7 protein-coding genes are annotated in these 12,033 nt (G+C 47.5%); 2 read left to right on the top strand and 5 right to left on the bottom strand.

Translation table 11 applies throughout. The annotated features are described in order from the left end of the window. Positions 1-10 precede the first annotated feature (10 nt). Entirely contained in the window at positions 11-301 is a 291-nt protein-coding gene (locus QZY95_RS08500; protein WP_290922160.1) for a hypothetical protein, read from the bottom strand. Positions 302-749: 448 nt separating this feature from the next. On the opposite strand from QZY95_RS08500, the gene QZY95_RS08495 reads away from it, so the two are divergent. Beyond that, complete coding sequence (locus QZY95_RS08495; protein WP_290922155.1) at positions 750-1,235, top strand: type III secretion system chaperone; 486 nt, start codon at positions 750-752, stop codon at positions 1,233-1,235. A gap of 114 nt (positions 1,236-1,349) precedes the next feature. Next, the gene (locus tag QZY95_RS08490) at positions 1,350-5,972 is read left to right on the top strand and encodes a hypothetical protein (RefSeq protein ID WP_290922152.1); all 4,623 of its coding nucleotides are present in this window, start codon (positions 1,350-1,352) and stop codon (positions 5,970-5,972) included. Between the two features lie 830 nt (positions 5,973-6,802). Here QZY95_RS08490 and QZY95_RS08485 read toward each other — a convergent pair. The 4 genes from QZY95_RS08485 to QZY95_RS08470 all read right to left on the bottom strand — a co-directional run bounded on the left by QZY95_RS08485 (position 6,803) and on the right by QZY95_RS08470 (position 11,787). After that, positions 6,803-8,080, bottom strand: a complete 1,278-nt coding sequence (locus QZY95_RS08485) for a CsgG/HfaB family protein (protein ID WP_290922149.1) — start codon at positions 8,078-8,080, stop codon at positions 6,803-6,805. Continuing rightward, positions 8,064-9,500, bottom strand: coding sequence for a DUF6844 domain-containing protein (locus tag QZY95_RS08480; RefSeq protein WP_290922146.1), 1,437 nt, complete (start codon positions 9,498-9,500; stop codon positions 8,064-8,066). The genes QZY95_RS08485 and QZY95_RS08480 overlap by 17 nt, the downstream gene beginning before the upstream one ends. Positions 9,501-9,688: 188 nt before the next feature. Next, positions 9,689-10,303, bottom strand: coding sequence for a penicillin-binding protein activator LpoB (lpoB, locus tag QZY95_RS08475; protein ID WP_290922144.1), 615 nt, complete (start codon positions 10,301-10,303; stop codon positions 9,689-9,691). 50 nt (positions 10,304-10,353) lie between these two features. Beyond that, positions 10,354-11,787 (bottom strand): hypothetical protein, encoded by a 1,434-nt coding sequence (locus QZY95_RS08470; protein WP_290922141.1) that lies wholly within the window; start codon positions 11,785-11,787, stop codon positions 10,354-10,356. Positions 11,788-12,033 lie beyond the last annotated feature (246 nt).

The following is a 12,033-nucleotide window of genomic DNA, read 5'->3' as shown; positions in this document are numbered from 1 at the left end:
GTTTTTGGTGCTAGACCATCATCCGGTGTGTTCTTGGTCTGGTAACTTTAATTTTTGTCTCAGCCATTTCGGCTTCAATCCGTTCGATGTCTGCCTGAAGTGTTGTCAGCTGCGCTTTTTGATCATCGGTCAGCTGATCCATCGGGAGATCTTTGGAGAAACTGAGCCCGAGCCTTTCCATCTCCGCTTCAATGTTGGCAATCTGCATGCGCTGTTCGCGCATTGTTTCATCCAGCTTTTCCAGCAGTTCTTGATTTTTCTCTACAAGTTCAAGGCTTTCTTTTGCGACATCTGGGCTCATACGAAATTCCCTTTGGATTGAATGTGTTGGTGAGTCTTTTGTTTTGCAGCACACATTGTGGTTGCGGTACCTGCCTGCTGCAAAAGAACCTTTTGCCAACACAGAAGAAGCACAAGTTGTGCCAAGGGTGTTTTTGCAATGAAAACAATATATTAAGTGGGAAATGAGAGCGTTTACGTTTGAGCACGTTGTGGGCAACATGCCACAATTGTTGGCGATGTAACTGGCGGGGGAGGTTCTTCCACCAAAGTTGGCATGTAAGGAATACTTGTGCACTGAATTGGCAGGATTACATAATCGTTTCTTTGGTTAAATTGATTAATATCAGCATGTTACATTTGGCATGAAAGATGAAAAGGCACTCTGCATGAACAACGGGGGCAGCTGTTGTCCACCACAAATGTAATTCTAACGTGTCCTGCATACGGGATGCACACAGGAGAAATATATGCAGAGTCAGTTTGCAGAAATGCTGGAGCATTTTGGAGAGAGTGTCGGTTTAGAAGGATTGGAATTGAATGAGAGCGGTGCGTGTTCTCTTGTTATTGATGATCTTGTTGTGAACATGGAAACCAGCGAAGAGGCTGGTCAGTTCTTTATGTACAGTGTGCTGGGCGATATGCCCGAGGCTGGCAAAGAAGAGGTGTATGCAGCATTGCTGGGTGCCAACGTGTTTTTTGAGCAAACACACGGGGCAACTTTGGGAGTAGATGAGAATACGGGTGTTGTGCTGCTTCAGTATCAGACTCCGTTAAGTGCGTTAACAGAGAATCAGTTTTTTACGGTGATGGAAGATTTTGCAAACGTAGCAGAAGCGTGGGCAGTACATTTGGAAAAGCTTGGTGCTGTGGAGCCGGAACACAACGAGCCGGAACAGAAGGTAGAAGAGATTCCTGCACCTGCATCCATGCCGATGGCGGGAATGCGCGTGTAATCGGCAGTGGAATGTTGTTGCCGGAATACGGCGCACTGGTTGGCGTAAGTTTACCGTGTGATCCGGCGTAACAGGGACATTTGCTCAACATCATCACATACGGAGATTTATACTATGACACAGGTCGGTTCTGCTTCTTCCTCTGCTGCGCATCAATATCAGGGCGCAACATTCAACCCTGCTGTTCCTGTTAAGGAAGTAGGAACATCTGCTGCATCAGCAACTGCCAATTCGCAACGTACGGTAGAGGCTGGTAGAGCACCGCAGCCAATGATGAAAAGTGTGTTTGATCGCAACGTCAATCTGGTTCAGGCAGATGGCGTGGCGCTTTCCCCGAACGATACTATCAAATCAAGCTTTGAATCCAGAGATGGCACTCCATATTTACTCGTTCAAACAACTCCTTCTGAGTGCGAAGTTATTAAAGCGGAGAGCAGTGACGGGCGTAACTATACCTTGAGTCCTGTCGCGACTGTAGAGGCGGATACTAAAGGGTTTGCGATTCAGCCTGATGGAAAGCTTCTTACGCATTCCGGCGGCAATACCATCAATATGTACAATGCGGATGATTCCACTCAAATTGTCGGATCGTTCAGGCTGCCGGAGAACGCAGAGTCTGTGCAGCATATGTCTATTGATAGAGAAAACAATCTTTGGATTACAGATAAGTCCGGGCGTATTTTCCACCATGACAATACAAAAAACGGTTGGACTGCCGTGCCGTCCGGCGGGAACAAGTTTGATCCTGAGCCTCGCTGCACCGCAGACGGAAAGATGGCGTTTTTGAATAAAGACGGTGTGTGGAAAGAATACACCCCTTCACGTCATCAGTGGAAACCGGTTGATGTTTCTATTCAAAACAGCGCGTTTCGTGACGGTATGCACTCCAAGGGAACAAAAGATGTTGCTATGGTGGGCAGCAAACAGTTTGCAGTGCTTAAAGAAGGTTCTGTTGACGTTATTACTGATGGGGAAACCACGCATATTGATTTTCCGCATAACGACCCGCAGCAGATAGTTGTTGATAAACGGGGGCGCATTTGGGTGATGTGTAAAGAGGGAAACGTATTCTTTAAGAACCCGAAAGAGAGTGAGTGGAAGCAGCTTGAGCATAAAGGTGTGGAGTACACAGAGCTGCATAAAACAACTGGTGGTAAGGCTGCATTCAAGGGTGTTGGCGACCGATGGTTCACCCACCCGAAAGCAAAGTCAAAGATGGAAGAAATTCCTTCGGATAAGCTTTCTGAAAAGCTTTTGCAAAAGAGTTCTGACAAGCGACTTGCCTCATTACATAAGACCAAAAAGCTTACTTTTGAAAACAACCATTTCTTCAAAGCACACGCCTCTGGTCGGGAGCGTAAGCAGGAGACAAATGTCGGGAAGGCTGCTCTCCGCTTCTTTTTCGGGAAATATATGAAGCCGCCAAAGCAGGAAGGCTACATTGCAGAGCAGCACGGAACGAAAAAGCTTGATGCAAGAACCGTTAAGAAGAATGCAGAACTTGATGTTCGTGATGTGTTGAAGACCAACCAGAAAGAATTGAAAAGCCAACTTAAGGCGGAGAATAATGGTTTCTTAACGCAGCGGCACATTCTGCAGGGGGCGGATCACGCTGTGGATTCAATCAACACGTTGAATAAGGATTCTGAAGCAACATGCCGTTTACTGCTTAAAGAGTACAACCTGTTGAATGATGATGGAACCATAAAGCCTCAGGAAGGTTCTGCTAAACGGGATGCGACGTCTAAAGATGACTTTGCGACGTTATGGAAGAATCAGCTTAAATTGCGTTACGCCTCGTTTGAATTGGAACAGAACGTCGTAGCTTCTGATAATTCATCAGATAAGGTCGTGAACACGCTTAAAGCGCTGCATGATTCAGGGATACATATTTCTAAAAAGGATAATGCCTCAGCATTGGTTGCCCGCTTATATGCAAACCAGAAGGCTATTTGTGACATTGCGCAGAAAGGTGCTGAGCAGCAGACTAAAATAAGTTCCCACATTGCAGCGCATCCGGAGCTTTCTGACAGCGACAAGGCGTCACTTGAACAAACAAGGGCTGAGCTTACTGATTCCGCCACACGGGAGATTATGTTCAAGCATAATAACTCAGCACTTGTTGTGGGCACAGATTCTGTTGTTCAGGGAGTGAAAGGGCGAGAGAAGATTGCTCATTCCGCAGCATACTGGAGCAAGGTGTTTTCTTCCAGTGATGAGATTAAGACAAGAGGTCGCTTTGCTCACGGGTTAAATACGAATCAGCGATCTTTCCGTGAAGCGACCAAAGATATTGTCTATAATCTTGAACCTGGGTCATCAATTACATTTGACTCTACCAGAACGCATACTGGTGGTGTGTTGCACCCGATTGAAGCAATAGGGAAAACGTTTCCTGTAGTAGGAGTCGGCGTTTGTCCTGAGGTGACAGGGAAATTTGCTCATGGCAACGCAATTACCGTCACAAAAGAAAAGACCGGACTTCGTTTTTCTTTTGCGTCAGAGAAAGAAGTTGCCGGCCATGGTGCTGTTTGGGGTGGTGCCAGTGCTGGTATTAAGATTCCCGGTACTGATGTAGGAGTCAGCGGAGCGGCTGGTGTTGAATTTGGTTATGATAAGACTGTTTATAACCAGAAGTATACCAGTGACTTTTTCTTCCCTCACGATGGAGCGACGCCGTCATGGAAAGTACTGGATCAATTTCTTGCTGGGGAATTAACTCCTAAGGCTTTAGAAAAGCTGAGCACCGAAAAAACTTCTGATAACAGCAGTCATACAAACAGCTCTACAACAGCAGCACTAACAGTGGTTGGTAATGCTGGGTTAGGTGAGATTAAATATGGTGCAGAGGGTGAGAAGTCCGTCGGATTCAAGCTCGGTCTTCAAGGCGCTGCTGCCGTTCAGGTGATGTCACATGACAATACTACGCATTCTAAAGTGGACGCAAAGGGTGAGCATAGCAACACCGAAACCGTGAAGAAGGATCATTACTTTTCACAAACAAAGTTCAGTGGAGGGGTGCGGCTTCCGGGGATTGGAACATCAAGTATGACAAATCCTACGGACTCAATCGGTGTAGGTTCGTTGGGCTTCAAGCCAAATGTTGGCGTAGCAATTACGATCAAAACGAATCGTTCTGAGGATGTTTCCTATACATTTGATGAAGCAAAGCAGAAGCCGACTTCTGCGACGTTTACAGTTGGTTTGGATACTGTAGGGCCTGTGAAAAAGTATCGTATGGGTGAGTTGGCGAAAGAGATAAGCGGTGGCGATAAGCAGGTAAAAAAGGAAACAACCGAGCTGTTGGGTAAGTTTCTGAAGCATCGTGATCCGATTTCTGTCGAGTACGGTTTATCTGAAGTCGGCAAGAAAAAGTTGGAAAAATATGATCCTAAGATTCATCCGGACATGAGCAAGTTCTTCGGGGCGTTGTTCCATGATGAGAAGAATAGAGAAGTTCTTTCAGTTTCGCAGAACAGGAGTCAGTCCTTTGAAAGTACTCTTGGTGTGAATGCTGTTGTCTACGACTATTCAAGAAAGGACACGTTCTCAATGAAATCTCCGCTGGGCAAAGTGGAATTCCATCATGAGAAAGGGGTAAAAATTAAGCCGAGTTGCACGGGGCCGTTGTTTGAGTCTGGTGACGTGAAGCTGGCGCAGACTCCTAAATCAGAAGAGGCATTTCGTCTTGTAGGCAAGTCTGTGGCGGATTCTCTTTCCAGTTACACACCGCCGGATGAAAAGAAAATCGAACAGGGGCTTGCTCAGAACCAGAGGTATCAAACAGTTCAGGGTGATTATAAAACCTTGGTGGCAGGCTATGGAGAAGCTTTACGCGAGCATACCGGAGCCAAAGAGGTCGATCGTTTTACTCGCGCAGCAACGCAGGCATTCCAGAGTAGAAATGGAGATGAGTTTGCTCGAAATATTGATGCAGCAGTGGCGGCATTACCAGAGAGTGCAAAAGATATTGCCAACTTGAAGCACGGCCTTTCAACTCTGTATGCGCAGTCTCAGGAGATTAAGTCTCAATTGATTGCTCAGGAGCGCGAAGCAGGAAAAGATCGCCAGAATATTGAGTTTGTCAATGGGAGAGCCGTTGTTAATGGGCATGCTGTGCCGTTTAAAATTCTCGATAGAGCGATATCCCGATCCTCTCAGGCAGACCGGATTCGTCAAGCGATTACAGAGCAATCCAACAGTACAATGAATATTGCTGAGATATTTACTCAGCAAGAACTGATGCAAATTAACGCTGCACCGATGGTAGAGCAGAACACTGATGCGCTGCCTATGCGTGCAGGGCTGAGTTCCAAGGATACGCTGGCTGGGATAGTGTCATCATTCTCTGCCGAAGAGTTAGTGCCGGAAAATCTGACAACAAAGCAACAATATGTGCTGGAGGATTATTTCCCGAAAACATCCGGCGGCGTGGATTATGAACGCGCGCAGAATGCGTTGGGGATTTTGAATAATCCTGAGAAATATCCGGCTCCCGCGTACACGCTTGCGTCATCGTTGCTTGCCTACTCCCTCGTAAGGCAGGGTGTGTCTGCAACTGATGCACAGCGCATTGAAAGCGATTTTAAAAAGGCGCTTACGTCTCAGGATCTGAATGGGTTTGATCGAACCGTTCGCAATACGCTCGCTTCGATGCCGAAAACCCCTGACGGAGAACTTGTTACCCCCGATGTCGAAGGGCTGATAGCGATTATGGATGATGTTATCCGGACATAGCTACAGGTAAGGCTTATGTCTTCGACGGTTTGAGTTTTTTGTCTTCGGTGAGGGGGGCAGCGCCCCCCTCGCCGAAGGCAATTTATGTAAGATTTTTTTTGTCTCCGACGGGCAGGGGAAATGATTCCCCCTGCACCCCCCGTTAGGGCTTACGGAAGGTTTTACGAAAACCAGCTGTCGTCCTTCGATGAAGCCAAAATCTACATCAACGACTTTTTTCATTTCGCCTATTGTCAGTCGAGAGGGGCTCCCTCTCGCGGGGTGGAGGGGCAGCGCCCCCCTCGCCGAAGAGAATTTGTGTAAGCGTTTTTTGTTTTTTTTGTCTCCGACGGGCAGGGGAAATGATTCCCCCTGCACCCCCCGTTAGGGCTGACAGAAGGTTTTACGAAAACCAGCCGCCGTCCTTCGATGAAGGCAAAATCTACATCAACGACTTTTTTCATTTTGCTTATTGCCAGTCGAGAGGGGCTCCCTCTCGCGGGGTGGAGGGGCAGCGCCCCCCTCGCCGAAGGCAATTTGTGTAAGCGTTTTTTGATTTTTTTGTCTCCGACGGGCAGGGGAAATGATTCCCCCTGCACCTCCCGTGAGGGCTTACGGAAGGTTTTACGAAAAACAGCCGCCGTCCTTCGATGAAGCCAAAATCTGCATCAACGACTTTTTTCACTTCGCCTATTGCCAGTCGAGAGGGGCTCCCTCTCGCGGGGTGGAGGGGCAGCGCCCCCCTCGCCGAAGGCAAAAAGAATTCAAAAAACAAAGAGCTCTTAAAAAAACAGTAAACAAAATAAAAAAGGGTGGAGCGTTTGCTCCACCCTTTTTAGCGAGTCATTGTTTTAATCAAATGGAAGCTTCACGCCGCCACTTTTTGAGAAATCCACGGTGGATTTTTTGCGCTGTACCGGCTTTACGTGCTTACCACTGTAAACCCGTGCAGCTGGGCGGCATATGTTGCCTTTTGAGATCGCGCCGGATCTGTGTTGAACGGTTGCTACGGCATATTTGGTTTTTACCTCGGTCACTTTGATGGTAGCAACTTTGGTCTCAGTACGTCCGAGAGATTCCTTGGTGTACGGATCAATAAGCCGTTCGCCAAGGTGATACACACTGTAGCACTGACCAACTTTGAGGTTTACACCGCCCATGTTTAAGAAAACATGGTTACCTGTCACCTTGATGACTTTGATCGGGTAAATTGCCTGTAACAGCTCAGTGCTGATTTTTTGTGAAATCATCTCTGACAACCGTGCAGACAGTGCGCCTCTGGAAGTCTGTGTGTCTCGCTCGTAGGTTTTATCTACAGTAACAGTGGAAGACCACTTAACCTGCATGGTAGCAGGCACAATTACTTTGTAGGAAACCTGCGCGGCAATGCGTTCTACGTAGTAGCTTTCGCCGGTGACTTTGATGTCCTGACGGGAGCTGGTTGTTACGTAGGAAAGGATTTTGCCTGTCACAAGGTAATCTGCTCCAAGGCGCATTCCAAGCTTTGCCTGTTCTTCAACTGCAAAATCACCGCTTTTCCAGTTGGCTTTTTCCTGTTTGTAGAGTGCTTCGTTTTCTCTATCCAAAACAGTGAAACGGCGGCTCTGTACTAAACGGTCTGTAAGCTTTTGGCGGAAGACTGTCGGCACGCCCCGTTTGCGGTTGGTGGAGGAGGCTTTGAAGCCTACAATGGCGAGCTTGCGGCGGCTGTTTGGTGACAGCCCCGGAGTTTCGTAAACGTTGACTTGTGCATCAAGCGTAACGTTCCATAAGCCGTTCGCCTTGTGTTCATCAATAATATCGTACCCTGCAATCACGCCGGAGCTTTTCATACCGGTTACGGATGCATTTTCTGCCTTGAAGTTGGCAGAGCGATTGCCGTTTTTGCTGACAGTTTTTCCGGAACGAACAGACATAGTCGCAGAGTCGAGGCTGACTCCCTTAATCTGGCGGACTGCCTGAATGAGTGCATCTTCGATAGCTGCCTGACGTGATGCTGCACTGCCCGTTGCGGTGGCAGTAACCACCTTTGCGTGGCTCTCAATGGAGAAAATGAGCAGCATTAAGCAGGCAATAATCAGCGTGCGCAAAACAAGCTTGCGCGGCGGGGTGTTAAAAATCGTCAACATCCATCATCTCCTGACCCATAACTGCGTTGGTAGAAGTTCGTTTTTGAGTTTTCTGAGCAGTTGCGGGTTTGTTTGTTCGGGTTGCCCGTTTCAGTTCGCGCGCAAGTCTGTTGGACTGTGGAGACCAAGTGTAGATAACGCCGACTATCTCCTGATTGTATTCAGGGTGTTTGTATACCCATGTGGTGAGCTTGCGTACGCCCGGAAGGTTGCTGACGTGACCTTTTGCACTGATGGTTTCGTTAAGGGTGCTCACAAATTCTTTAGAGCGTTCCTTGCTGCTGAAGGTACTGCCGTCTGCTTCCTGCTGGATTTTGCCGATAGTCTTTTCAATAGTCTTGCGGCCTTCTTCCTGATTGAACATCCCGTGGGATTTGAAGAGGAAAGCGAAGTTTGCGTATGCCTGTGCATCCGCATGACGGAGTGCCATTTCGCGGCCTTCAGCGCGTTCGTCGTAGTCGTTTCCGGTGTATGAGTTGCCGGCCTGACCGTATGACACGAGAACCGGATAACCTTTTTCGTTGTAGATACGACGGATACCGAATTGCTGGAATAACGCAGCAGGATTTTTACCGATGATCTGACGCACAGTTGCGCCGCCGGCTTTACGCGGGTTCGCTTTCAGGTTTCCTTTGTTGGTTATGATTGAGGAAACCCAGCTTTTGAATTTAGGGGAAGCAACAACTGCAACGGCAACTTCATGACGGCCTTCTGCATTGTTTGCTTCAAAGGTCTGCACCGGAATCATGCCTGAAAGCTCTGCACTGGCTGTTGTGAGCGTGCGTTTTTCAATGGCATTGCGGAGCAGGTCTTTTTTCTTTTCTTTAGGAAGAGCTTTGAATTTTTCAGGATCAATGTCGTTTTCATCAAGCATGGAGTCCAGCTTTGCACCGAGAACGGTAACAGCTTTATCCAGAATCTCTTCAAATCTGTTTGTATTGCCAAGGTCATCACGAGTGAATTCCGGCATGGTCGGATCTTCTTTAACGCTTTGCAGTGCTTTTGCACGTACGGTTACGCCAAGGAATTTCATGTATTCTGCCTGTGCTTTGAGGAGGGCTTCCTCAAATGCCATAACGCGGAAGTTAGCCCAGTCCGGATGGTCGGCGGCAACTTTTACGCGGGCTCTGCTTACTGTGTAAAACAATTGGCGATTGTCGTGTCTGCGTTGAAAAGCCGCACCCTTGCCGCTTTCGTTATAGATAGCAATAAGTTCATCAAGTTCAGCACGCGGGTCGACCACCTGCGGTACAGCTGCATCAGCAATGGCTTCTTCAATAGCAATAGCTTGCTGCTCTGTGGCTGGTGCCGGAGCCTCAAGACTTTGTGTGCCTGAAGCAAAGGACAGTGCAGGCAGAAAGAGCAGGGTGACGAGTGCTGTAATGCAGCACTGAACAGAACGTGAAATGTGTTTCTGCATGTAGTTCTCCGGAAGAGGAAATACAGTAAAGAAAAGGGCTGAAGAATCAGCCCGAATGAACAGCTCCGCACAGCGCGGAAAAATGGAGCAACAGTGCGTTATGTACACCGTGTGATGTGCCATTTCAGGCACTGCGCAGAGCTTTTCATCCGTGTAAATAGATCTGTGTATCCGGTGCTAGAAGGTGTCTACCAAGAGACAGTTCCGGAATCACCGCGTTTGATGATCGGAGTTTCGCCTTCCCAGAATGCAAGACCGGTGTTGATGTCGGTAAGAGTGAGCATAAAGAAGTATTCGATCTGATCTGTATCAGAATCGATACGGTGGTTACGCTGAATGATTTTGCCGGAAAGGCTTAAATCAGGAGCAATAATCTGGCCTTTGCGAGCCACAGTTTTCTGGTTTACTTCTTTAGATTTTCTGAGCTTGCGAGCTGCTGCAACCATTGGATCTTCTGCACCGTCAACGCCGATAGCAGTAGTTGTTACAACTTTACCGCTACGCAGAAGCTGAACGCGGATTTTTTTAACAAGCTGGTCTGTGTCGATGTTCTGCATGGTGTCGTTGATAACACGGGAAACAACCATGACGTAGCGACCGCCACCCGGCTTGGAAACAGCACCGGATGCAAGCATTTCATTAACAGCTGTGTTTGCAGCCTGTTCGAAGTCTCTGTAGCCGAGGCCCATAATGCGTGGGTTGGTGTCGTTGTATGGATCAATCATGGTTGCTTCGTTGCGTTTGCCACAACCGGAGGTGAGGGCAATAAGAGCGATAACCATCAGAAGTAATAATTTTTTCATTGTGTGTGCTCCGTCGTAAAAAAATGAATGAATATAGTAAGCTGTAAGAGCTATTTGCCAAGTGGAATAGTCTGTACATACGGCAGGCTGCCTGCCTGTGGCATACGGACATGAACAATAGAATATTTGGTGTCCGGAAGCGCTACTGTCGCCAGTACTGCGCCGTTTGGAGCCTGAATATTCAGTGTGTTATTTTTCGGTTTCGGTACTCGCATCATCTGCACGTTTTTCGGCAGGGAAAGCCAAGAGCGTGTGTCTGCCTGCGTCATTACAGAGGTAAAGAGACCGGTTGCGATACCTGCAAGCTGTCCGCCACTGCGCTGCGCAAGGTATTGAACAAATGTTTTAGTAGCAGTGGAAGCAACAGCTTTGGTGATTGTTGATGTCAGATGTGCTTTGTATTCCGCCTGCATTACCCTGTCAAAGTTACAGAGCTCTTTAGAGGTGTATTTCTTAGAGCCGGATTTTACCTGAATGTAGCGCAGTGCTTCATCGCGGGTTTTCAGACGGGGCATTGCAAAAGAAACCATGGAAACTCCGGCACGTTCTCCAGCAAGGAAGAGTGGAATATCCAGACGTAATTCATCAACCTCCGGTGCGAGGCCATTTTCAAAAATGACCCAGACGGTAGGTTTACGATACTTGCTGGTTTTTCTTCCGCGAGCAAAGTCTCTGGACATGGCGGTGTCCAGCTGAAGGTATGAGTTTTTCGGAACCATCCCCTTCACACGCTTCAACATGGTATTACACTTGTTGTAATCGCTTTTCATTTCGCCGTTTGTGCAAAAGTATAAACCGGAAAGATAGGTTGCATACGGGTTTACAAAATTACCGTACCCTGTCCAGTGGTTTACCTCCGGCATACTTTGGTACACGGATTCTTTTGCAACACTCTGAATGCGCAAAAGGTCAAGAACAGGCGTTTTATCTTTTGCCTTCTTACGCTGGGCAACTTCTTTTCGCTGTTTTGCCTTTTGCTCCTTGGCTTCTTCACGCAGCTCTTTAATTTCTTCTTTGTACTTTTCAACCGCGCGGCGCTGGCGATCCAGCGTACGGTTGAACTCTACGCGTGCTCCATCGTTATCATTAAGCGCGAGCAGAGAAACACCTTTGTACATGTTGATAAGAACCGTGTCGCTTGAACGCGGCTTATAGTTCATGAGTTCCCTGTTAAAGAGAACTTCTCCGAGAACCTTGGATGCAGCGTAAACATCGCTTTCAGTCTCATCATTTTTGACCTCTGCTTCAGATTCATTGAGCAGAGTGTACGCTTCTTGAAAGTTACCCTGACTGAAGCGAACCATGCTCGCATCGAGCAAGAATGGCAGGGCACGGTCATAGTCAGTTTCAAGAACAGAGGAGGCTGTCGCAGTGTCACCCAGATAGTACGGCTTGAGTAACGCACTTTGGTCCTGTTGCTGCATTGTTGCGCAGCCGGACATCAATATTACCGACAGAAGTAATACAAATGAGAATCGGTTCATTTCCCACCCCATTAAAAGTTACAAATCATGGTGTCTGTACAAGATTGACCATGTCTTTTCAATACAGCTGTATTTATTCTGCGTTACTATTTGTTGAGAGATATAGTCAGACTTATTTAAAAGTCAAAAATATCGATTAAAGGCGGGCGGATCATAGAAGAGGGGAGGTTTGCAAAGAGTTAAGGTGAGTGGACACTCGTGGAATAAATACTATGAGTCCAATTCCAGAATGCGTTATAACGGCGG

The sequence above is a fragment of the Halodesulfovibrio sp. genome (genome assembly GCF_015482765.1).
Lineage (GTDB): Bacteria > Desulfobacterota > Desulfovibrionia > Desulfovibrionales > Desulfovibrionaceae > Halodesulfovibrio.
This window is presented reverse-complemented; position numbering and strand designations above follow the sequence as displayed.

Bases quoted from the DNA above. Each gene is read 5' to 3' on its own strand.
- QZY95_RS08500 (WP_290922160.1), bottom strand. From the start codon at position 301: ATGAGCCCAGATGTCGCAAAAGAAAGCCTTGAACTTGTAGAGAAAAAT.
- QZY95_RS08495 (WP_290922155.1), top strand. From the start codon at position 750: ATGCAGAGTCAGTTTGCAGAAATGCTGGAGCATTTTGGAGAGAGTGTC.
- QZY95_RS08490 (WP_290922152.1), top strand. From the start codon at position 1,350: ATGACACAGGTCGGTTCTGCTTCTTCCTCTGCTGCGCATCAATATCAG.
- QZY95_RS08485 (WP_290922149.1), bottom strand. From the start codon at position 8,080: ATGTTGACGATTTTTAACACCCCGCCGCGCAAGCTTGTTTTGCGCACG.
- QZY95_RS08480 (WP_290922146.1), bottom strand. From the start codon at position 9,500: ATGCAGAAACACATTTCACGTTCTGTTCAGTGCTGCATTACAGCACTC.
- lpoB (WP_290922144.1), bottom strand. From the start codon at position 10,303: ATGAAAAAATTATTACTTCTGATGGTTATCGCTCTTATTGCCCTCACC.
- QZY95_RS08470 (WP_290922141.1), bottom strand. From the start codon at position 11,787: ATGAACCGATTCTCATTTGTATTACTTCTGTCGGTAATATTGATGTCC.